17 protein-coding genes and 2 pseudogenes are annotated in these 21,597 nt (G+C 67.6%); 11 read left to right on the top strand and 8 right to left on the bottom strand.

Annotated elements, in window-relative coordinates; translation table 11 throughout:
- Positions 1-21 precede the first annotated feature (21 nt).
- From CAL12_RS12500 to CAL12_RS12460, 10 genes and pseudogenes are all read left to right on the top strand, one after another.
- Positions 22-1,302 carry a metal-dependent hydrolase family protein gene (locus tag CAL12_RS12500; protein WP_086064732.1) on the top strand — a complete coding sequence of 427 codons (1,281 nt, stop codon included), beginning with the start codon at positions 22-24 and terminating at the stop codon, positions 1,300-1,302.
- Between the two features lie 20 nt (positions 1,303-1,322).
- A complete protein-coding gene (locus CAL12_RS12495; RefSeq protein ID WP_198298435.1) occupies positions 1,323-2,267 on the top strand; it encodes a branched-chain amino acid ABC transporter permease in 945 nt (314 codons plus the stop codon).
- Positions 2,268-2,319: 52 nt separating this feature from the next.
- Positions 2,320-3,495, top strand: coding sequence for a branched-chain amino acid ABC transporter permease (locus CAL12_RS12490; RefSeq protein WP_086067847.1), 1,176 nt, complete (start codon positions 2,320-2,322; stop codon positions 3,493-3,495).
- Positions 3,492-4,781 (top strand): ABC transporter substrate-binding protein, encoded by a 1,290-nt coding sequence (locus tag CAL12_RS12485; protein WP_086064730.1) that lies wholly within the window; start codon positions 3,492-3,494, stop codon positions 4,779-4,781. Before CAL12_RS12490 ends, CAL12_RS12485 begins: the two co-directional genes overlap by 4 nt.
- Before the next feature lie 5 nt (positions 4,782-4,786).
- The gene (locus tag CAL12_RS12480) at positions 4,787-5,563 is read left to right on the top strand and encodes an ABC transporter ATP-binding protein (RefSeq protein ID WP_086067846.1); all 777 of its coding nucleotides are present in this window, start codon (positions 4,787-4,789) and stop codon (positions 5,561-5,563) included.
- A pseudogene (locus tag CAL12_RS28690) lies at positions 5,487-6,098 on the top strand (ABC transporter ATP-binding protein); the annotation flags it as partial. The gene CAL12_RS12480 and the pseudogene CAL12_RS28690, both read left to right, overlap by 77 nt.
- 630 nt (positions 6,099-6,728) lie before the next feature.
- Positions 6,729-7,919: pseudogene (locus CAL12_RS28685) on the top strand (Tm-1-like ATP-binding domain-containing protein); the annotation flags it as partial.
- A 61-nt stretch (positions 7,920-7,980) separates the two neighbouring features.
- Positions 7,981-8,811, top strand: coding sequence for a phosphoenolpyruvate hydrolase family protein (locus CAL12_RS12470; protein WP_086064728.1), 831 nt, complete (start codon positions 7,981-7,983; stop codon positions 8,809-8,811).
- Between the two features lie 12 nt (positions 8,812-8,823).
- Complete coding sequence (locus CAL12_RS12465; protein WP_086064727.1) at positions 8,824-10,500, top strand: flotillin family protein; 1,677 nt, start codon at positions 8,824-8,826, stop codon at positions 10,498-10,500.
- Positions 10,497-10,940, top strand: coding sequence for an SRPBCC family protein (locus CAL12_RS12460; RefSeq protein WP_086064726.1), 444 nt, complete (start codon positions 10,497-10,499; stop codon positions 10,938-10,940). The genes CAL12_RS12465 and CAL12_RS12460 overlap by 4 nt, the downstream gene beginning before the upstream one ends.
- Before the next feature lie 44 nt (positions 10,941-10,984).
- Here the strand turns inward: CAL12_RS12460 and CAL12_RS12455 are convergent, their stop codons facing one another.
- Positions 10,985-11,209 carry a SlyX family protein gene (locus CAL12_RS12455; protein WP_086064725.1) on the bottom strand — a complete coding sequence of 75 codons (225 nt, stop codon included), beginning with the start codon at positions 11,207-11,209 and terminating at the stop codon, positions 10,985-10,987.
- Positions 11,209-12,873 (bottom strand): gamma-glutamyltransferase, encoded by a 1,665-nt coding sequence (ggt, locus tag CAL12_RS12450; RefSeq protein ID WP_232464881.1) that lies wholly within the window; start codon positions 12,871-12,873, stop codon positions 11,209-11,211. Before ggt ends, CAL12_RS12455 begins: the two co-directional genes overlap by 1 nt.
- 176 nt (positions 12,874-13,049) lie before the next feature.
- On the opposite strand from ggt, the gene CAL12_RS12445 reads away from it, so the two are divergent.
- The gene (locus tag CAL12_RS12445) at positions 13,050-14,354 is read left to right on the top strand and encodes an MASE1 domain-containing protein (protein ID WP_157792967.1); all 1,305 of its coding nucleotides are present in this window, start codon (positions 13,050-13,052) and stop codon (positions 14,352-14,354) included.
- A gap of 70 nt (positions 14,355-14,424) precedes the next feature.
- On the opposite strand, the gene CAL12_RS12440 is transcribed toward CAL12_RS12445, so the two are convergent.
- The 6 genes from CAL12_RS12440 to CAL12_RS12415 form a co-directional block, all read right to left on the bottom strand.
- Entirely contained in the window at positions 14,425-16,494 is a 2,070-nt protein-coding gene (locus CAL12_RS12440; protein WP_086064724.1) for an ATP-binding protein, read from the bottom strand.
- Positions 16,495-18,468 carry an ABC transporter ATP-binding protein/permease gene (locus CAL12_RS12435; RefSeq protein ID WP_198298433.1) on the bottom strand — a complete coding sequence of 658 codons (1,974 nt, stop codon included), beginning with the start codon at positions 18,466-18,468 and terminating at the stop codon, positions 16,495-16,497.
- A 78-nt stretch (positions 18,469-18,546) separates the two neighbouring features.
- On the bottom strand, positions 18,547-19,323 hold the full coding sequence (locus CAL12_RS12430; RefSeq protein ID WP_086064723.1) for a phytanoyl-CoA dioxygenase family protein: 777 nt from the start codon (positions 19,321-19,323) through the stop codon (positions 18,547-18,549).
- A 108-nt stretch (positions 19,324-19,431) separates the two neighbouring features.
- Positions 19,432-19,965: a chromate transporter gene (locus CAL12_RS12425; RefSeq protein WP_086064722.1), complete on the bottom strand. Its 534-nt coding sequence runs from the start codon at positions 19,963-19,965 to the stop codon at positions 19,432-19,434.
- Positions 19,962-20,543: a chromate transporter gene (locus tag CAL12_RS12420; protein WP_086064721.1), complete on the bottom strand. Its 582-nt coding sequence runs from the start codon at positions 20,541-20,543 to the stop codon at positions 19,962-19,964. The genes CAL12_RS12425 and CAL12_RS12420 overlap by 4 nt, the downstream gene beginning before the upstream one ends.
- A gap of 193 nt (positions 20,544-20,736) precedes the next feature.
- Complete coding sequence (locus tag CAL12_RS12415; protein WP_086064720.1) at positions 20,737-21,429, bottom strand: 4-carboxy-4-hydroxy-2-oxoadipate aldolase/oxaloacetate decarboxylase; 693 nt, start codon at positions 21,427-21,429, stop codon at positions 20,737-20,739.
- Between the last annotated feature and the right edge of the window lie 168 nt (positions 21,430-21,597).

The raw sequence follows: 21,597 nt of genomic DNA, 5'->3' as shown, positions 1-21,597 counted from the left end.
CCCTATCGCCAGGAGACCGCCATGGCCGAGGTGCTATTCACCAACGTACGGGTATTCGATGGAACCGGCACGCTTCCGTATACCGGGGAAGTGCTGGTGCAGGGCAACCGCATCGCGCGCGTGTCGCGCTCCACGCGATCCCTGCCCGTCGGGGGCGTGACCGTGGTGGACGGCGCCGGCGCCTTCCTGATGCCGGGCATGACCGAGGCGCATACGCATTTTTCCTGGAATGACCAGCCTTCGCTGGACGCCATCCAGCGCATGCCGGTGGAAGAGCACGTGGTGTGGTGCATCAACGTCGCGCGCCGCTACCTGGATATGGGCTGGACGTCATGCGTCGGCGCGGCCACCGCGAAACCGCGGCTGGACGTGGTGACGCGCAACGCCATCCGCGACGGCCAGGTCATCGGTCCGCGCTACCTGGCGGCCAGCCAGGAGATCACCACTACCGGCGGCCTGGGCGACTCGACGCCGCCGCACCTGCCCTATCCGGAACTGAGCTTCGGCGCCATCGTCAACGGCCCGGAAGAGATGCGCAAGATGGTGCGGCTGTTCGTGAAGTATGGCGTCGACCAGTTGAAGATCAATCTTTCGGGCGAATACATCGCCGGCCTGCCCGCCGAGATGACGCAGTTTTCCGAAGAGGAAGTCGCCATGTGCGTGGCCGAGGCCAAGCGCTTCGGCAAGCGCGTGGCCGCGCACGCGCGATCCTGCGAGTCCATCAAGCAGTGCGTACGCCACGGCATCGATATCATCTACCACGCCAGCTTCACCGACGAGGAATCGCTGGACATGCTGGAGTCGAAGAAGGACCAGGTGTTCGTGGCGCCGGGACTGGCCTGGCTGGTCAACACCTCGTACCACGCCAGCGAATGGGGCCTGACGCCGGAGATCACCGCCAAGATGGGCTATCACCGGGAATTGGAAGTGGCGGTGGAGTCGATGAAGAAAATGCACCGGCGCGGGATCCGCATCCTGCCCGGCGGCGACTACGGCTTTGCCTGGACGCCGCACGGGACCAACGCGACCGATCTGGAGTACTTCGTCAAGTACGTCGGCATGTCGTCGCAGGACGCCCTGCTTTCCGCCACCACGCTGGGCGGCCAGATCATGATGCAGGGCAATGAGCTGGGCCAGATCCGCGACGGCTACCTTGCGGACCTGCTGCTGATCGACGGCGATCCCCTGGCCGACATCCGCATCCTGCAGGACAGGAAGCGCATCCTGGCCGTGATGAAGGACGGCGAGTTCCATCGCGCCCCGCAGATCGTGAGCGCGCGCAGCACGCGCTGGGCGGCCTGACCCGGCGGATGGGCGGCCACATGAAACGCTACGCGACCTGGGCCCTGGCCATTGCCGCCGCGGCGATCCTGCTGGCGCTGGCGACAACCGCCATCGCGGACAACGCACGCCTGTTCGGCTTGTCGCTATTGAACGGATTGACGCTGGCCGCCCTGTATTTCCTGGTGGCCAGCGGGTTCACGCTGGTCTTCGGCCTGATGCGCAACGTCAACCTGGCGCACGGATCGCTGTTCCTGCTGGGCGGCTACGTAGGCTACACGGTCGGCGACGCATCGGGGTCCTGGTTCCTGGCCCTGGCGGCGGGTTTCCTGGCGACGGCGCTGGCGGGGCTGCTGTTGCAGCTGCTGGTCTTCCAGTACATGGAAGGCCAGGACCTGCGGCAGACGCTGGTGACGCTGGGCCTGTCCATCGTGCTTGCCGATGTCTTCCTGTGGATCTGGGGCGGCGAGGCCTATCAATTCGACCCACCGGGCTGGCTGATGGGCACGGTGGGCGTGCCGGGCGTCGGCAAGTATTCGGGATTCCGGCTGGTGGTGCTCTTGTCGGCGGTCGTCATCGGCCTGGCGCTGTGGCTGTTCCTCAACCGCACGCGCATCGGCATGATGATACGCGCCGGTGTGGACAACAAACGCATGCTGTCGGCCAGCGGCGTGAACGTGCAGAAGGTGTTCGCGATCACCTTCGCGGTGGGCGCGGGCCTGGCCGGCTTCGCCGGCGTCATGGGCGGCACCGCCTTGTCCATCGCACCGGGAGAGGACGTGCGCTACCTGCTCGCGTCGCTGATCGTGGTGATCGTCGGTGGCATGGGCAGCATCGCCGGCGCGGCGGTCGGCGCGCTGCTGATCGGGCTGGCGGAAACCTTCGGGCTGGCTTACGCGCCGACCTATGGCGTGGTGTTCACCTTCCTGATCATGGTGGCCGTGCTCGCCTTCCGCCCCCAGGGGCTGATGGGCAGGCGGACCTGAACGCAAAAACGGGAGCAAAACGGCGATGAGTGCGGCGAAATGGCGGCGCGTCATGTCCCAGGGTTCGGCGGCTTATCCCGCGACGGCCGCGGCCAGCCTGTCAACCGCCGCCGTGGCGCCTGGACGACCCGCGTACGGCGAGGCCGGCACGGCACGCGCGGCGGACACCGCCGGCCGACGTGCCGGCGTACGCCCGCGCCAGGCGATCGCGCATATCGCCATCGCCTCAGCCCTGCTGCTGTACCCGCTGGTCGCCACGCCATTCTTCACTTTCCAGGTGGGCGCCCAATCGCTGGTGCTGGGCCTGATCGCCCTGTCGCTGGCCCTGCTGGCCGGCTACGGCGGCATGGTGACGCTATCGCAGATGACGGTGGCCGGCATCGCGGGCTACGCGGTGGCCCTGCTGGGCACCAACGCCGACCCGGCGCACAGCCTGGGGTGGCCCTGGTGGCTGGCGGTGCTGGCGGCGCTGGGGATCGGCACGCTGGCCGCGACGCTGATCGGCGTGCTTGCCGTGCGTACCGAAGGCATCTACACCATCATGATCACGCTGGCGATAGGCGTGGCGTTCTTCTACCTCGTGCAGCAGAACTACACGGTGTTCAACGGCTTCCAGGGATTGGCGCGCATCCTGCCGCCGCCGATACACGGCGCCGACCTGCGCGGCCCGGCCGCGTTCTACTACATCAGCCTGGCCTGTGCCGCGCTGGGCTATGCGGGCGTGGCGTATATCGCCCGCGCACCCTTCGGCATGGCCTTGCAAGGCATACGCGACAACCCGCGCCGCATGCGAGCACTGGGCTTCGACGTCACCGCCCATCGCGTCGCCGCGCACGCGCTGGCCGGCCTGATCGCCAGCGTGGGCGGCGTGCTGCTGGTCTGGTACAACTCGCAGATCTCCCCCGGTTCGGTCAACACCACATCGATGATCAACATCCTGATCATCGCCGTGCTGGGCGGCATGCGCCATCCGGCCGGCGCCTTCCTGGGCGCCCTGCTCTTCGTATTGCTGCAGAACTTCGCCATCGATCTGGTGGACCGCGAACGGTTCAACCTGGTGATCGGCGGCGTGTTCCTCCTGGTTCTGATGGTTTCGCCGGATGGTCTCATGGGCCTCCTGCGGCGCTTGCGCGGGCCGGCTCGCCCCGCCGTGCAGGCCGATTCGAAAGGCGCCGGCCGCGCGCCTCCACCCAGTGGCATAACGACCAGAACCAGGAGACATACATGAACCACGCGATCATCGCATCCCGCCCCCGGCCATCAAAGCGACGCGCCGTCCTGGCCGCCGGCACGCTGGCGCTGGCGCTTGCCGCCGCGCTGGGCGCGCATCCCGCGCGGGCCCAGCAAGTCATCAAGATCGGCGCGCTGGCCACGCTGGAAGGCCCGTTCGCCGTGCCCGGCCAGGACGGCATGCGCGGCGTGGACCTGGCGGTCGCGCAGCACAAGGGCATGGTGGCCGGCAAGAAGATCGAGATCATCAAGGCGTCGTCCAACGGCAATCCGGATACGGCGGTCAACGCGGCGCGCAAGCTGGTGGAACAGGACGGCGTGCAGATCCTCATCGGACCGCTTTCCGGTTCGGAAGGCATCGCGGTGAAGAACTACGCCAAGACCCACCCGGAGGTGACCTTCGTCAACGGCTCATCCGCCGCGCAGGGCACGACGCTGCAGGACCCCGCGCCGAACTTCTTCCGCTTTTCCACCGACGGCGCGCAATGGCAGGCCGGTCTGGGCAGCTACGCCTACAAGGACAAGGGCTACAAGCGGATCGTCTCGGTGGCCGAGGACTACTCCTTTCCCTATTCGCTGCTGCAGGGCTTCATGATCGAGTTCTGCAAGGCCGGCGGCAAGGTGGTGGACAAGCACTGGGTGCCCCTGGGCACCAAGGACTATTCGTCGGTGATCGCGCGGCTGCCCGACAACATCGACGCGATCTACGTCGCCCTGGGCGGTTCGGATGCCGTGAATTTCTTTTCGCAGTACGAACAGGCCGGCGGCGACAAACCGCTGATCGCGGGGTCCATCACCATCGACCAATCGGTGCTGGGCTACAAGGGCAAGCGCCGCGACGCGCTGATCGGCACGCCTTCCGCCGGCCCCATCGCCGACAACTACGACGATCCCGCCTGGAAGAAGTTCGTCGCCGACTATCGCGCCGCCTACAAGGACGGCCTGCCCAGCCCCAGCCTGTTCGCGCATGCCTACTACGTCAACACCAAGGCCGTGCTGGATGCGCTGGAGCAGGATAAGGCCGACCTGTCCAACAACCAGGCCAAGCTCAGGCAGACGCTGTCGACCATGACGGTGTCCACGCCCACCGGCAACGTCAAGCTGGACGAAAACCGCAACGCGGTGGCCAACATCTTCCTGACGGAAGTGGCGAAGAACAGCGACGGAACGCTGTACAACAAGTTCGTCAAGGTCATCCCCGACGTCAACCAGCGGTTGGGGCTGTCCAAGGCGGAATTCGACAAGATGGGCCTGGGCTCGCGCACCAATCCGGAGTGCAAGTGAACGGCATGCACGCGGCCACGGGGTTTTCTTCCGGCAATGCGCTGGAACTGCACGGGATCACCCGGGCGTTCGGCGCGCTCAAGGCCATCGACGGCGTGTCCTTCAACGTCGAGGCCGGCCAGCGCCATGCCGTGCTGGGCTCCAACGGGGCTGGCAAGACGACCCTGTTCAACATGATCACCGGCGATTTTCCGGTGACGGCCGGCCGCGTGCTGCTGTTCGGCGAGGACGTGACCGCCCTGCCGCCCTGGGAACGCATACGGCGCGGCCTGCGCCGCACGTATCAGTCGTCGCTGCTGTTCCGCGACCTGAGTGTGCGGGACAACCTGTACCTGGCGGTGCGCGGCGTGGCGCGCGGACGCTTCAGCCTGCGGCGCACGGCGCGTGCGTCGGCGACCGACGCGGCGGCGGATGAGCTGCTGGAGCACGCCCGCCTGTCGCGGCTGGCGGAGACGCCGGTCGCCCTGCTGTCGCACGGGCAGCAGCGCCAGCTGGAGATCGGCATGGCCCTGGCCGGCGCACCGCGCCTGATCCTGTTCGACGAACCGGCGGCGGGCCTGTCGCCCGCCGAGCGCCGCGAACTGGTGGCGCTGCTGCAGGCGCTGCCGCGCCATATCGGCTATGTGATCATCGAGCACGACCTGGAGATCGCGCTGTCGGTGGCGACGCGGGTCACCGTCATGCACAACGGCCGCGTGCTGCGGCATGGCACGCCCGCCGAAATCGAAAGCGATCCCGACGTACAGGCGATCTACATGGGGGAGCGCCAGCATGGCCATTGATGCGCATGGCGCGAACGCCGGCGGATCGGCGCCGAGCCGGCCCGCGGCCGGTGCGGCGGCCGCCAGCGATGCGCCGGTACTGGATATCGCCGGCCTGGACGTGTTCTACGGCAGCGCGCACGCGCTGCACGACGTGTCGTTGACATTGCCGCACGGGGTGCTGGCGGTGGTGGGCCGCAACGGCATGGGCAAGACCACACTGTGCAACGCCGTCACCGGCCTGGTGCCGGCGCGCGGCGCCATCCGGCTGCATGGCCGCGACGTCCTGGGCAAGCCCCCGCATGCCATCGCCGAAATGGGCATCGGCTATGTGCCGCAAGGCCGCCACGTCTGGCCGTCGTTGACAGTCGACGAGCACTTCCGGCTGGCGTCGCGCAGCGCGCGGCGCGGCGACTGGACGGTGGACCGCGTCTATGCGACCTTCCCGCGGCTGGCGGAACGCCGCCATAACGGTGGCGCGCAGTTGTCCGGCGGCGAGCAGCAGATGCTGGCGATCGGCCGCGCCCTGCTGTTCAATCCTAGCCTGCTGGTGATGGACGAACCGACGGAAGGCCTGGCGCCGGTCATCGTGGACCAGGTCGCCGCGATGCTCAAGACCCTGGCGGGCGAAGGCAGGATCGCGGTACTGCTGATCGAACAGAATCTGGGCGTGGCGATCGACGTCGCCGATACGGTGGCGGTGCTGGTGAACGGTCAGGTGGCGCGCGTGATGCCGGCCGCGCAGCTGGCGGCGGATCGCGTCTTGCAGCAGCGGCTGCTGGGCGTGGCGTCGGGGACCGGTGATGGTGCGCCGGGACAGCACGGCATGGACGCGGCGGGCGGCGCCGGTCCATTGCCGGGCGGTGCGGATCGCAGCGCGGCGCCGCGCGAAGGCGTGGTGGAAGTCCTGACGATACGCCGCGAGCACGGCGGCGCGGCGCCGGCGTTGCCGCGGGCATCCGATGGCTACAACCGCTGGCAGGCCGCCGGGCAACCTGCCGCGGGCGGCCACGGCCAGGCAACGCCGTCCCACGCCGGGGCGGCCGGAGCCTTCGGAACCGCCGGCACTGCCCGAACTTCCGGGATATCTGGAACATCTGGAACATCTGGAACATCCGGTACCGCTGAAACCGCCCGCAGTCCGGGCCCCTACAGCCATCCCCCCATCCTGTCCCCCGCCGGCGCGCTGGCCGACCGCGCGGTCTACATCGTCGGCACCTTCGACACCAAGGCCCGTGAACTGATGCTGCTGCGCGACTGCCTGCAACGCCTGGGGCTGCGCACCGTCACCGTCGACGTGTCGACGTCGGGGCAACCCTCACCCGCCTCGGTCCATCCCCGCGACGTCGCGCGCCATCATCCCGGCGGCGAACAGGCGGTCTTCACCGGCGATCGCGGCAGCGCCGTCTCTTCCATGGCACAGGCGCTGGCGCGCTTCCTGCCCGCCCGCCGCGACCTGGGTGGCGTCATCGGCGCCGGCGGCTCCGGCGGCACCGCGCTCATCAGCGCCGGCATGCGCGCCCTGGCGGTCGGCGTCCCCAAGGTGCTGGTGTCGACCGTGGCGTCCGGCGACGTCCGCCCCTACGTCGGCCCCAGCGATATCTGCATGATGTATTCCGTGACGGACGTCTCCGGCATCCATCCCATCAGCACCCAGGTGCTCGGCAACGCGGCGCACGCGCTGGCCGGCATGGTGCTGCATCGCCGGCCGCAGCCACCCGCCGAACGGCCCGCGGTCGGCCTGACCATGTTCGGTGTCACGACGCCCTGCGTACAGGCGGTGACGGCGGCATTGGGTGCCGATTACGACTGCATGGTGTTCCACGCCACCGGCATCGGCGGCAACTCGATGGAAAAGCTGGTGGAATCGCATCTGCTGCAAGGCGTGATCGACGTATCCACCACCGAAATCGCCGACGAAATCGTCGGCGGCGTGTTTTCCGCCGGTCCCGGCCGCCTGGACGCCGTCATCGAAACCGGCATTCCCTATGTCGGCTCATGCGGCGCGCTGGACATGGTGAACTTCATGGCCATGGCGACCGTGCCGGACCGCTTCCGCTCGCGCAAGCTGTACCGCCACAACGACAACATCACGCTGATGCGCACCACGGTGGAAGAAAGCCGCCGCATCGGCGCCTTCCTGGCCGACAAGCTGAATCGCATGCCAGGTCCCGTGCGCTTCCTGCTGCCCGAAGGCGGCGTGTCCGCCATCGATATGCCCGGCCAGCCTTTCTGGGATCCCGACGCGGACCGCGCCCTGTTCTCCGCCATCGAGGAAGCCTTCCGCCCCACGGCGACGCGCCGATTGCAGCGCCTGCCCCATCACATCAACGATCCGCGCTTCGCCGACGCGCTGGTGCGTGCCTTCCATGAGATCCATGCGCCGGCCCGCGCCTTCCCGGCCGCCGCTTTCCCATCCACAGGCCAGGAGAACGATCATGCCACGCATCACGCGTGAAACCATACTCGAACGCCTGCGCGGCATGATCGCCCGCGGCGAGCCCATCATCGGCGCGGGCGCCGGCACGGGACTTTCCGCGCGTTGCGAGGAAGCCGGCGGCGTGGACCTGATCGTGATCTACAACTCGGGCCGCTACCGCATGGCGGGCCGCGGGTCGCTGGCCGGGCTGATGGCCTATGGCAATGCCAACGAAGTCGTGCTGGAGATGGCGCGCGAAGTGCTGCCCGTGGTCAGCCATACCCCGGTGCTGGCCGGTGTCAACGGCACGGATCCCTTCATGCTGGCCGAACCGTTCCTGCGCCAGCTGCAGGCGCTGGGCTTCTCGGGCGTGCAGAATTTTCCCACCGTCGGCCTGATCGATGGCGTGTTCCGCGCCAACCTGGAAGAAACAGGCATGAGCTACGCCATGGAAGTCGACATGATCGCGCGCGCCCATGCGCTGGACATGCTGACGACCCCCTATGTATTCAGCGAAGCCAATGCGGCAGACATGGCGCGGGCCGGCGCCGACGTCGTGGTGTGCCATCTGGGCCTCACCACCGGCGGCGACATCGGCGCGCGCACCGCGCTCACGCTGCGCGACTGCGTGCCGCGCATCCAGGCCTGGGCGGACGCGGCCCGCGCCGCCCGCGACGACGTCATCGTCCTATGCCATGGCGGCCCCATCTCCGCGCCGGAGGATGCCGCCTACATCCTGTCCGCATGCCCGCAATGCCACGGCTTCTTCGGCGCCTCCAGCATGGAGCGCCTGCCGGCCGAAACCGCGCTGACGGAAACCGCGCGCCAGTTCAAGCAAATCACCCGATAAAAGAGGCTCATCATGTCAGGCTCACAATTCGGCACTTTCCTGCTGATCGTGCTCGCGATCGCGATCGTCGCCGCCATCGTCGTCGGACTGCTGCACTGGCTGTACCTGCGGGCATCCAAGGAGCGCGCCTTCGTCCGCACCGGACTGGGCGGCCAGCGCGTGGTGCTGGACGGCGGCGCCCTGGTGCTGCCCATCGTCCACGACGTCATTCCCGTCAACATGAGCACGCTGCGGCTGGAGGTTTCGCGCGGCCGCGACAAGGCCTTGATCACCAAGGACCGTATGCGCGTCGACGTCATCGCCGAGTTCTACGTGCGCGTGCAGGCAAGCGCCCAGGCGGTGGCCGATGCCGCGCAAACGCTGGGACAACGGACCATGGCGCCGGAACAGCTGAAGGAATTGCTGGAAGGCAAGTTTGTCGACGCCCTGCGTACCGTGGCGGCCGAACTGACCATGGAGGAGCTGCACGAGCGGCGTGGCGACTACGTACGCCGGGTGCGGGAAGCCGTGGCGGAGAACCTGACCAAGAACGGCCTGGAGCTGGAAGCCGCTTCTCTCACCCAGCTGGACCAGACATCGATGGAGTTCTTCAACCCCAGCAACGCCTTCGATGCCGAAGGCCTGACCCGCCTGACCGAACAGATCGAGCGGCGCAAGAAGCAGCGCAACGACATCGAGCAGGATACCCTGATCGCGATCCGCAACAAGAACCTGGAAGCGGAAAAGCTGTCCCTGGACATCGATCGCGAATCGGAAGGCGCGCGCCTGGCGCAGGAGCGCGACCTGGAGATCGCCCGCGCCGAACAGCGCGCGACGCTGGCCCGCGAACGGGCCGAGCGCGACAAGGAAGGCCAGCGCGCGCAGATCGCCGCGCAGCAGGCCGTGGAAGAAGCCCGCCTGCGCGCGGAACAGATCGTCGAATCCAACCGCATCAACAAGGACCGTGAACTGCAGGCGGCGGAGATCGAGCGCCGCAAGGCCGTCGAACTGGCCGAACAGCAGCGTTCCATCGCCGTGGCCATGCAATCGAAATCCCAGTCCGAAGCCCAGGCCGCGGCCGACACGGCGCGGGCCCTGGCCGTCGCCGCCGAGGAAAAAATCTTCACGGCGCGCGAACTGGAGATGGCCGAACGGCGCAAGCGCATCGAACTCGTCGCCGCCGCCCAGGCGGCCGAGCGTGAAGCCCTGGGCGTGCGCGTCGCCGCCGAAGCCGAGCGCGCCGCCAGCGAAGACCGCGGCTACGCAATGCGCGCCCAGGCCGAAGCGGAAGCCGACGCCGACCGCATCCGCCTGGCCGCCGCCCGCATCCGCCACGAGGTCGAAGCCGAAGGGCTGCGCATGATGAACGAGTCGTCCAACATCCTGACGCCCGAAGCACGCGCGTCGGCCCTGCGCATGCGCCTGCTCGAAAAAGTGGAAGGCATCATCCGCGAATCGGTCAAGCCTATGGAGAAGATAGACAGCATACGCATCATGCACGTCGACGGCCTGGCGGGCGGCGGTGGCGTGGGCGGCCATGACCACGGCGGCACGTTTTCCGACGGCGTCGTCAATTCCGCGCTGCGCTTCCGCGCCCAGGCGCCCATCGTGGACCAGCTGCTGAAGGAGATCGGCCTGGACAGCGCGGACATCAACCGGATGGCGGGCGCGACCACACTGGCCGGACCCACCGGGGAGAAGAAAGCATGACGACGGTCTTCGTCTCCAGCGTCATCGACGCTCCGGCCGGCGAGGTCTGGGCCACCGTGCGGGACTTCGATGCCATGCCGCAGTGGCATCCGGTGATTGCCGACTCCACGATAGAGAACGGACTGACCGCCGATCGCGTCGGCTGCGTACGCCGCTTCCACACACGCGACGGCGGCCTGATCCGGGAGCAGTTGCTGGCCTTGTCCGATTACGACTACACCTTCACCTACGCCATACTGGAAAGCCCCATGGGCGTTTCCGACTACGTCGCGACGCTGAAGCTCACGCCCGTCACTGACGGCGATCGCTGCTTTGGCGAGTGGAGTGCCGAATTCATGGCGCCTGCGGAACGCGAAGCCGAGCTCAAGCGCTTCGTCGGCCAGGAAGTCTTCCTGGCCGGCTTTCATGCGTTGCAGGCACGCCTGTCGACGCGGCGCTGACCTGCAACGGCCGCGTCCAAGCCCAGGTGCGGGCCCAGGCCCCGTCAGTAGTGCGGCGGCAACTCGTCGCGCGGGCCACGGACAGCCCCCTTGGCGTTGTCCGCGTCGTCGATCTGCCGACGCAGCTGGCCTATGGTCTGCGCCAATCTTTCGATCTGGGACTGCTGCCGGTGCACCACCTGATTCAGCTGCTCCAGCAGATCCTCGGCGAAGCCTGATTTGATTTCCAGCTCCTTGATCCGCCGCGCCAGGTCTTCTTCGATCGTCATCAATACCCCAGGGCCGCCCCAGCGGGACGGCGTTCGTCGTTGGCGCCATAGAGATAGCCCGGGCGCACCGCGCCCGACACCGACGCGTCATTGCCCGAGCTGGCCGCGCCCTGCCCGGCGGCTTCGTCGGGCAGGCCGACCAGCACCAGCTCGGCGGCGCCCCAAGGGGTCTGCTCGACCATCTTGTAGCCCATGCCGCGCAGGATGTTCAGCGTGTCGGGCGACAGGCCGTATTTCTCGTAATAGACCTCGTCCGGCAGCCATTGGTGATGGATGCGCGGCGCATCCACCGCTTCCTGCGGCGCCATGCCGTGGTCGATGACGTTGATGGCGGTTTCCAGCGTAATGGTGATGATGCGCGAGCCACCCGGCGAACCCAGCACCATATAGGTCTTGCCGCCGCGCGTCACCAGCGTCGGCGCCATGGACGACAGCGGCCGCTTGCCCGGGGCGATGGCGTTGGTGGCGCCCTGCACCAGGCCGAACAGATTCTGTGCCCCTATCTTCGTCGTGAAGTCGTCCATTTCGTCGTTCAGGAAGAAGCCGGTGCCTGGCGCGATGACGCCGGCGCCGAAGCGGCCGTTCACCGTGTACGTGGTGGACACCGCGTTGCCGTCCTTGTCGACGATGGAGTAATGCGTGGTCTCGGTCTTCTCATGCGGCGCCATGCCGGGCTGCACCTCCTTCGATGGCGTGGCGCGGTCGCCGGCGATCTTCTCGCGTATCGCCGCCGCGTACGACTTGCTCAGCAGGCGGCCCAGCGGATTGTCGACGAAGGCGGGATCGCCCAGGTAGGTATTGCGATCCATATAGGCATGCCGCATGGCCTCGGTCATGACGTGCACGGATTGCGCCGATCCATAGCCCATGGCGCGCAGGTCGTAGCCGGACAGGATGTTCAGGATCTGGCACAGGGTGGCGCCGCCCGAGCTGGGCGGCGGCGCCGACACGAACACATAACCGCGGTAATTGCAGGTGATGGGCGCGGTTTCCGTGATGGTATATGCGGCGAAGTCGGCCGCGCGGATCACGCCGCCGCCCTGCATGGAGGCCTGCTCGACGGCCGCCGGTATCCGACCCTTGTAGAACGCATCGGGGCCGTGATCGGCGATGGCCTGCAGCGTACGCGCCAGGTCGGCCTGCACCAGCCGGTCGCCCGGCTGCAGCGGCGTGCCGTCAGGACGCAGGAATATCCTCGCCGCTACGGGATCGCGGCGGAACATTTCCGTACTGGTGTCCATGATGTCCGTGTCCGCGCGCGTCAAGACGAAGCCTGCGCGCGCCAGCTCGATGGCCGGCGCCATGACGGCCTGGCGCGACAGCCTGCCGTACTTGCGCAGCGCCGTGTCCATGCCCAGCACCGTGCCCGGCGTGCCGACCGCGCGATAGCCGTACAGGCTGGCGCCCTTGACCAGTTGGCCCTTGTCGTCCAGGTACATATCGCGCGACGCACCCGCCGGCGCGGTTTCGCGGAAATTGATGAAGGTATCCCGGCCGTCGGCCAGATGTATCGTCATGAACCCGCCGCCGCCGATGTTGCCGCAACAGGGATTGACGACGGCCTGGGCATAGCCCACGGCGACCGCGGCGTCGACGGCATTGCCGCCCATCTTGAGGATATTGACGCCGACTTCCGAAGCCAGGTATTGCGAGGTCACCACCATGCCGTTCCTGGCCTCGACGGCGGGACGCGATGCCGCCTCTGCATGCGCGATGCATGCGGCCCCGAGTACGGTCGCGGCAAGCGATGCCGCCAATCGGCGAAAGCGCTGAATGTCCATCATTTCTTCCCTTGCGAACGGTGTGTTGTCCCCCGGATCAGCATTGTAAGATGCGTCCGATGTTCAAATCCCATCCTTCTCCTGACGCCATGACGCGACACCGCGTACTGTGCCTGCTGGGATACACCTTGGGCTATGCCTGCCTGGCCGCGGTCAGCATGCGCGAGCGGGACTCGGTCACGCTGTCCACGCTGTTCTGGCCGCCCGCGGGCCTGTTGATGGCGGCGCTCATGCTCAATCCGCCGCGTTGCTGGATCGGCTGGATGGCCCTGGCCGCCGCGCTGCACGTCGCGATCGGCGTCGAGGTGGGGAACCGGTCGGTGCCGGTCGCGCTGGTCTTCGCCTTGACCGACCTGGCGTTCTGCGGCGCGGTCGCGGCACTGTGGCGCTGGCGCACCTATGCGCCCGCCGTGCTGACGACCCTGCGTGCCACCCTATGGTTCATCGTGGTGCTGGCCCTGGGCAGCATCGGCGGCGGGGCCCTGGCCGCGTTGGGCCTGCGTGCCGTGGATACCTCGGCATCCGCCGCGCACTGGTATGTCTGGAGCCTGGCGGGCTTCGTCGGCTGCATCATCACCACGCCGGCCATACTGGCCTGGTCGCGTTTCCGCCCGCGGGCGCTGGCCGAGCAGAATGTGCTGCATCTCTGGATAGGCCTGATCGCCGCCTTCGCCCTGCTGGCGGGTACGACGCTGGTTTTCAACAATCCGCCCAGCGGCGCGCACTTCATCTGGCACGACGGATTCGGCGTGAGCTACGGACCCTTGCTGTTCGTGGCCATCGTGGCGTTGGCGTGGGGCGCGGCCGGCAGCACCCTGACCGTCGCGGGACTCGCGCTGGTCGCTGGCTCCTACACCCTGAGTGGCATGGGACCCTACGCCAATATGGACCACTTCACCGGCGAACCGCTGCTGGCGGTGCAAGGCTTCCTGGGCTGCGCGTCGCTGCTGAGCCTGGTCACCACCGCGCTTTCCGCCGACCGGGAACAGGCCCTGAAACGCACCGCCGCGCTGACCCGCCAGCTCGAAGCCGCCCTGCGCGTGAGCGGCCAGGTCGCCTGGGAATATCGCCGCACTGAGGAACGCCTGTACTGGCTGGGCCGGCTGCCTTACGGCATCGACGTGGCGAACGAGCCCATGCCGTTGGCGGACTGGCTGCGCCACGTGCACGAGGACGACCGCGACCCGGTGCGCGCCTGGTTGAACACCGGCACCGAATCGTACGCCTTGCGTCGCTTGCGCCTGCGACTGCGCGGTTCGGACGGCAGCTACCACGCCATGGAAATGGCGGGATCGGCGCTCAGCCAGGTGCCGGACAGGATGACCGGACTGATGGGCATGGCAAGCGACGACGCGCGGTATTGACGCTCGCGCCGCCGTCGGACGCCGCGCTGCCGCGGGTTTCAAGCCCCCGCGTCAAAGCGTAGCCGACCCGTCAAACCTGCCGGGCTTCCCTGTCGATATCGTCGATGGTCGCCGCGAAGGCCCGCAGGAAGGCCTGCATGTCGGGCAGCAGGTCCGGACCCGGTGTATCGAGCAAGGCGGCCTCCAGCGCGTTACCCTGATCGACGACCGGCCAGTGCCCGAGCATCCCCAGCGCGCCCAGCGCGCGATGCAGCCAGTCGGCGTAGCGCGCGCAGAACTGCGGCGTAAGTCCGGACCGCGCCTGGGCCAGGTCCGCGCGCAAGGCCGTCAGCGAGGCCTGCAGGAAGCCACGCAGCGCGGCATCGTCCTGGCGAAAATTTTCCCTGAGCACCGCCAGGGCGAGTCCGCCTCGCGGCGCCGCCGGCGCGCATTCCATCGCCAGCGCGGCCGTCACCGCTTCCGGAGGCAGGCACTCCATCAGGACCGCCCGCAACCGGTCCAGCGTGACGGGCTTGCGGATATGGGCATCGATGTCGGGATCGCGGGATGGCTCCTCACGGGGCCGCGCGGTGACCATGGCGATGGGCAGGCGCGCCAAGCCGCAGCGCGATTCTTCCTGACGCCAGGCCTGGACCAGCTCCGCGCCACCCATTGCCGGCATCTGGCAATCCGTCAGCAACATGGCATAGCGGCCCGAACGCAAGGCCTGCAGGGCCGTGGCCCCGTCGGCGCGCGCGTCGCAGGCATACCCCAGCGTGGCGAGCTGCCTGCGGATCAGGTCGCGGTTGATCGCATGGTCGTCCACCACCAGCAGGCGCGGCGCGTCCGGGCGCAGCTCGACATCCGGCATGGCGTCCATGGCCGCCAGTGGATTCGCGTCCACTGCGTTCGCGTCCATCGCGTTCGCTTCCATTGAGTTCGCGTCGATTGGGTCCGCGCCCGTTGGGATCGCGTCCGCGTTGGAACACGGTGGGATCGCGGGGCCGGGCAATGCCTGGCTCGGCATCGCGCCGGCGCGTGCCGTGACGGAAGCATCCGTACGCCGTGCGATCGGCAGGCGGCAGACGAAGGTGGCGCGCGTACCCTGCTCCGGCGCGCTGCTCAACAACAGCTGGCCGCCCATCAGCGCGGCCAACCGGCTGGACACGGACAGTCCCAGGCCGCTGCCGCCGTAATGCCGCGAGATCGAGGTATCGGCCTGCAGGAACGGCGTCATGACCTGCGCCAGTTTTTCGCGGGGGATGCCTATGCCTGTGTCCGCCACGACGAAGCGCAGCGATTGGTGGCCCGCATCCGACGCATCCACGGTCAGCGTCAGCCGCACCTCGCCATGCGCAGTGAACTTGGCGGCATTGCTGATCAGGTTGGTCAGGATCTGCCGGATCCGCAAGGGATCGCCCAGCAGCGCCTCGTTGAGCTTGTCGTCGATTTCATACGGGGTCTTGACGCCGCGGCGGCGCGCGGGCTCGCCCATCACCATGACCACGCTCTGCACCATGGCGCGCAGGTCCACCGGCACGGACTCCAGGCTCATGCGGTTCGCCTCCATTTTGGAGAAATCCATCACCTGGTCCAGGATCTGCAACAGCGAGGTGGTCGCGGCGTTGATGGCCCCCAGCATCTGCCGTTGCTCCGACCCCATCGACGCCCGCATGAGCAGGTCCAGCATGCCGATGATGCCGCTGAGCGGCGTCCGTATCTCGTGGCTCATGGTCGCCAGGAAGGTCGCCTTGGCCAGGGCCGCGCTGTCCGCCAGATCGCGGGCCGCCTGCAATTGCGCTTCGACCGCGCGTCGCCGCATGACCTCGCGGCGCAACTGCCAATAGCCCAGCGACACGCCTACCGCGGTGGCCAGCAGCAGCAGGATGCCGGGGAAGATCTCACGCCAGAACACCGCCGGCGCGATGACGAAGCTTTCGCTGATGTCGCCGGCTTGCGTGGCCGCACGCACGATGGCGGTGCCACGCTGCGCAGCCGCCGAAGGCTCGATGTCGGGCGACATGGCCGCCACGATGCGCGCCGGCGCCGTTGCATCGACATCGGCACGGGCATGCGCGTGGCCGCCGGACAAGGCGAATGCCAGGCAGGCCGCCAGGGACGCGGCGACGGCCGCCAGCGATCGGCGCGTCAATGCAGGCATTCAGGCTCCGGCTGCCGCCAGCGCCAGTTGCTGCGCGCCCGCCTGCGGCCCCACCCGCATTTCGTGCGTGTGGAAGCGCGCCAGCGTATCCCGGTGGGCCACGCTGACGATGGCCGCGCGCGGCAGGCGTTGCAACAGCGTTTCGTACAGATGACGCTCGGTGTCGGTATCGAGCGAAGACGTGGACTCGTCCATGAAAAGGAAATCGGGCTTGAGCAGCAGCGCGCGCGCGAACGCCAGGCGTTGCTTTTCACCGGGCGACAGGCGCCGCGACCAGGCGTCGATCGCGTCCAGCTGCCCGGCATAGGCTTCCAACCTGCACAGGCGCAACACGTCCGCGCACTCGGCGTCGCTGTAGGCCTCGGCGCTGTCCGGATAACAGACGGCCTGCTTCAAGGTGCCGTCCGGCACGTACGCCATCTGCGGCAGGAAAAGCGCGACGTGGCGCCCTCCCCCATCCCGGCCAGGCTGCGCGCCCGGACCGGCGCTGGCGTCCGCGTAGCCTTGCATATCCGTTCCCGCCGGCATGGTCAGCGAGCCCGACGCATGCGGCCACAGGCCGGCCAGGGTACGCAGCAGCGTACTCTTGCCGGCGCCGGACGGGCCGCGCACCAGCCAACGTTCGCCAGGACGCAGGCGGAATTCGGGCGGAACGTCCAGCGCCTGGCCATCGGGACGGAAGATCTGCAGGCCGCGCGCGGCGACTTCGTGGCCCTGCTCGCGCGTCAACCGGTCCGGATCGCCCTGCCCCATGCGCATGCTGAACTCACGCAAGCGGTTGATGGTGGCACGCCAGTCCGCCAGCGTGGCATAACTGTTGATGAACCACGAACAGGCGCCGCTGACCTGGCCGAACGCGTTGTTCAGCTGCATGAGTACGCCCAGGGTGAAGGCGCCCGCGAAGTAGCGCGGCGCGGCGGCGACCAGCGGAAAGATCACGGCGATCTGCGAATAGATGGAATTGGCGAACACCAGCCGCTTGGTATAGCGCATGATTTCGCGCCAGTTGTTGCGCACGGCCTTGAAGGCCACGCGCGCGCGCCGGCCTTCCTGCGGGCCGCCATCGTAGAAGGCGATCTGCTCGGCGTTTTCGCGCACGCGCACCAGCAGCACGCGAAAATCGGCTTCCACTTTCTGCTGCCGATAGCCGACGTCGACCAGCCGGCGCGCGATCTTGTGCACCAGAAAGGAACCCAGGATGCCGTAGCCGATGGCGACCCAGACCATATAGCCCGGGATATGCACGGGATGGCCGAACAGCGCGAACGCCAGCGCGCCCGACAGGATCCACAACAGGGAGACGAAGACGCAGAAGGTGGCGACCGTCGATACCAGGTCTATGGACAGCGCCAGCGTATTGCTCGCCATGCTGCGCAGGTCCTCGGCGATACGCTGATCCGGGTTATCCACGATACGGTCGCGTTCCATGCGGTAATAGGAACGGCTGATCAGCCATTGCCGCAGGTATACGTCGGTGAGCCACTGGCGCCAGCGGAACTCGAGCATCTGGCGGAAGTAGATCTGCGCGGTGCTCAACGCAATGAAAATGAAAGCCAGCAGGGTAAAAACCAAAACCAGGTGGGTGAACGCGGGAAGGTCGCGTTTATCCAGGGCATCATAGAACGTCGCGTACCAGGTGTTGACCCTGAGGTTCACGTAGACGATTCCCAGATTCAACGCCAGCACCAACGCCAGCAGGCCCCTGGCCCGATGGCGGTCTTCCGAGACCCAGTATGGCTTGATCAGGTGCCAGGTCGAGATCTTCCGGCCGCCGTCGAACAGCGCCGCCAGGGTGGCGGGCGATACGCGGGTACCACTGTCCAGGCTGTCCAGCCCGGGGCCGTCCAGCCCGGGGCCATCCAGCCCGGGGCCATCCAGCTCGGGGCCATCCAGCTCGGAACTGCCCTGCCCTGGGCGCCGATGCCCGGAACCGGGCTGGCCGGGATTCCCCTGTTTTTCGCGATCTGAAACCATGATAGCAACTCGTGACGGGATGTCGTTGTGACATCCCGTCGGCGAGAAGGTTTCAACGGGGCGCCGGACGGCGCCGTATCAGCGCGGCGCGGGCGCCAGCGGAACTTCCGGCTTGCTGGCCGACCGGGTGTTCGGCAGGGGATGCGTGTCGGCCGCGTGGTAGGTGTGGACCACGGAAAGCTTGACCTGGTCGCTCTGGTTGCGGCCGGCGGCGTGCAAGGTTCTGCAATGGAAAAACAAAACGTCGCCTGGCGCCAGTTCCGGCGACACCGCGCGCGCGATGAGGGCCGCATTTTCGGGCAGGTCCTCGCGCAGGAACTGCGCGTCGTCGAAACGCTCGGCCGACAAGTCCATCACATGCGAGCCAGGCACCAGCCACAATCCGCCGTTATGCGCGGTCTCCCGCCCCAAGGCCAGCCAAGTGGACACCAGGTCCTGGCGATCGAAGGACCAATAACGGATGTCACGGTGCCAGCCGGTCAGGCTGCCGAACCGCGGATGCTTGGTCATCACGCAGTTGTGATGTGCGCGCGACAGCACGGGCGCCTGGCCGAAATAACGCTGCAAGGATTCCGCCACGGCGGGCGCGGTGGCCCAGGCGGCGAAGCGCGGATCGCGGGCATAGGCATCCAGCAGGCGCCTGACGGTGCCGCCGCCTTCTGCCTGGCGCGAAGCGGGTGCGCCGGGATAGGCCAGGTCAGCCTCGTACTCGACCGGCGCGATGACCTGTTCGAGTTGGGCCTGCGCCAGCGCGCGCAGTTCGTCGCGCTGTGCGGCGGGCAGGAAATCGGGTACGACCACAAAGCCCTGCTCACGCAGGATATCCAGCTGGGCAGCTGTCAACGGCGAAGACATCGGGTATTCCACGCGGCCCGGCGCATCGGATCATCGACACGCCGGAGGTTCAAGCCAGGGCAGAAATTCTACGCCATCCCCGCCGAACGCGACCTGACGTGGATCAAGCTAGAAACCGCCAGGCAATCCCGCCAGGCCGATCAGCGCGCCGCCCAGCAGCAGCCACAGCGGATGCAGCCGCGTGCGCCAACCCAGCAAGGCCACGGCCGCCGCGATGGCGCCCAGCAGCCAGCCATCGACCGAGGCTTCGGTGATCAAGGTCGCGCTGGCGGCCAGCAGGCCCACCGTGACCGGGAATATGCCTGCCTGCGCGACCGCGCGCCACGGCTTGTCCTTGAAGCGATCCCACAGGCGCATCACGATGATGACCACCAGCGAAGACGGCACGAACTTGGCGAAGCTGCTGACCAGCATGCCGGGCAGCCCGGCGATATGCCAGCCGATCATCGGCACGATCATCAGGTTCGGGCCCGGCGCCGCCTGCGCCAGCGCGAACAGCGCCGTGAAGTTTTCCGCCGTCATCCAGTGATGCACGTCGACGACCTGGCGCTGCATTTCAGGCAGGATGGTATTGCCACCGCCGAAAGCGATCAGCGACAACTGCGTGAAAAGAACGGCCAGCTGGATCAGGATGGTGGTCATCGGCGCATCCTCCAGGTGATCAGGATGCTGAGCGGCGTGATCAGCAGCATGGTGGGGAGCAGCGGCATGCGCATGACCGCGATGGCGATGAAGCACAGCACCGCCACCACCAGCCCCCAGCGGTTTTTCAGCAGGGGCGCGCCCATTTTCAAGGTGAGCGAAATCAGCAAGCCCGCCGCCGCGGCCGCCAGGCCGGCGAACAGGTGCCTGACGTGCGGGTCGTTCTGGAAATGGTCGTACACCGCGCCCAGCATGATGACGACGATCGTGGGCACGAGCACGAAGCCCAGCATCGCGCTGACGGCGCCGGGCACGCCGCGAAAGCGCATGCCCAAGGCCACGGACAGGTTGATGATGTTGCCCCCTGGCATGAATTGGCACAGGCCCAGCAGCGTGGTGAACTCTTCGCTGGAAATCCAGCGATGCTTTTCCACCGTCATGCGGCGCGCCAGCGGCAAGGCGCCACCGAACGCCGTCATCCCCAACCAGAAAAAGCCCATGAACAACTGCCACACGGTGGGCGGATCGGCGAGCGGCTGCTCGATCGTGGGCGCTGCGGCGTTCGCTGCGGGCTTCATGCCGGGGAATCCAAGGAGAAGGTTGCGGGGTTCGGGTTACTTTGGGGCGACTGTCTTATATATTATATAAGAGTTGGGTGGTCCGAGGAACTATGAAGAACGACAACGGGCCCTGAACGGCCGCCGCCGGATCATCCGGTCGGCGGCCGTCCAGGGCCCGGCTTTGCTGCCTGAGCGCGTAAGCAGCGCGGATTCAGGGCAGGTCGTTCTCGCTATCCACGTACACCAGGCCGGCTTCGCGCAGCTTATCGCGCATGCCGTAGATGTCCAGCCCGAGCTCGCCGGCGGCCAGGCGCTTGCGGTTCAAGGCTTCCTTCTGCAGGCGCGCGTCGCAGGCTTGCGCGACCGCCGCCGCGCGGCGGCGCGGGACGATCACGATGCCGTCATCGTCGGCAACCACCACGTCACCGGCCGACACCATGGCGCCACCGCACACCACCGGCAGGTTGACCGATCCGGGCGTGGCCTTGATCGTGCCCTTGGCGGAAATCGCCTTGGACCAGACCGGAAAGCGCATGTCCTTGAGCGCCTGCACGTCGCGGCAGCCGGCATCGATCACCAGGCCGACGACGCCGCGCGCCTGCATGGACGTGGCGAGCAGTTCACCGAACATGCCGTCGGTATTCGGCGCACTGCAGGCCACGACCATGACGTCGCCCGGCTGACACAGCTCGATGGCCACGTGCAGCATCCAGTTGTCGCCCGGATGCGCCAGCACCGTGACCGCGCTGCCGCCGATTGCCACACCCGTCTGGATGGGACGCATGTAAGGCTGCAGCAGCCCACTACGCCCCTGGGCTTCATGAACCGTGGCGGTACCCGCCGCCGCCAGCTGCTTGATGAGCGCGCCATCGGCGCGCTGGATATTTCGTACCGCGTAAGTCATGCCATTCTCCAAAACGCCACGCGCACCCGCATGGCCCTGCAAGATGTCGCGCCCCTCGGAACTCACGAACCGGCCAGCCCGCGCGCCCCGGCCTCCCGAGAAACCAACGCCGTCTGCCCGAGCGACCCAGGACGCCGCGGATCCGGCTCCGCCGGTCCGCCAGCGTCG

Source organism: Bordetella genomosp. 8 (assembly GCF_002119685.1).
Lineage (GTDB): Bacteria > Pseudomonadota > Gammaproteobacteria > Burkholderiales > Burkholderiaceae_B > Bordetella_C.
This window is presented reverse-complemented; position numbering and strand designations above follow the sequence as displayed.

Coding starts and splice junctions, on each gene's coding strand:
- CAL12_RS12500 (WP_086064732.1), top strand. CDS start 22: ATGGCCGAGGTGCTATTCACCAACGTACGGGTATTCGATGGAACCGGC.
- CAL12_RS12495 (WP_198298435.1), top strand. CDS start 1,323: ATGAAACGCTACGCGACCTGGGCCCTGGCCATTGCCGCCGCGGCGATC.
- CAL12_RS12490 (WP_086067847.1), top strand. CDS start 2,320: ATGTCCCAGGGTTCGGCGGCTTATCCCGCGACGGCCGCGGCCAGCCTG.
- CAL12_RS12485 (WP_086064730.1), top strand. CDS start 3,492: ATGAACCACGCGATCATCGCATCCCGCCCCCGGCCATCAAAGCGACGC.
- CAL12_RS12480 (WP_086067846.1), top strand. CDS start 4,787: ATGCACGCGGCCACGGGGTTTTCTTCCGGCAATGCGCTGGAACTGCAC.
- CAL12_RS12470 (WP_086064728.1), top strand. CDS start 7,981: ATGCCACGCATCACGCGTGAAACCATACTCGAACGCCTGCGCGGCATG.
- CAL12_RS12465 (WP_086064727.1), top strand. CDS start 8,824: ATGTCAGGCTCACAATTCGGCACTTTCCTGCTGATCGTGCTCGCGATC.
- CAL12_RS12460 (WP_086064726.1), top strand. CDS start 10,497: ATGACGACGGTCTTCGTCTCCAGCGTCATCGACGCTCCGGCCGGCGAG.
- CAL12_RS12455 (WP_086064725.1), bottom strand. CDS start 11,209: ATGACGATCGAAGAAGACCTGGCGCGGCGGATCAAGGAGCTGGAAATC.
- ggt (WP_232464881.1), bottom strand. CDS start 12,873: ATGGTGGTGACCTCGCAATACCTGGCTTCGGAAGTCGGCGTCAATATC.
- CAL12_RS12445 (WP_157792967.1), top strand. CDS start 13,050: ATGTTCAAATCCCATCCTTCTCCTGACGCCATGACGCGACACCGCGTA.
- CAL12_RS12440 (WP_086064724.1), bottom strand. CDS start 16,494: ATGCCTGCATTGACGCGCCGATCGCTGGCGGCCGTCGCCGCGTCCCTG.
- CAL12_RS12435 (WP_198298433.1), bottom strand. CDS start 18,468: ATGGTTTCAGATCGCGAAAAACAGGGGAATCCCGGCCAGCCCGGTTCC.
- CAL12_RS12430 (WP_086064723.1), bottom strand. CDS start 19,323: ATGTCTTCGCCGTTGACAGCTGCCCAGCTGGATATCCTGCGTGAGCAG.
- CAL12_RS12425 (WP_086064722.1), bottom strand. CDS start 19,965: ATGACCACCATCCTGATCCAGCTGGCCGTTCTTTTCACGCAGTTGTCG.
- CAL12_RS12420 (WP_086064721.1), bottom strand. CDS start 20,543: ATGAAGCCCGCAGCGAACGCCGCAGCGCCCACGATCGAGCAGCCGCTC.
- CAL12_RS12415 (WP_086064720.1), bottom strand. CDS start 21,429: ATGACTTACGCGGTACGAAATATCCAGCGCGCCGATGGCGCGCTCATC.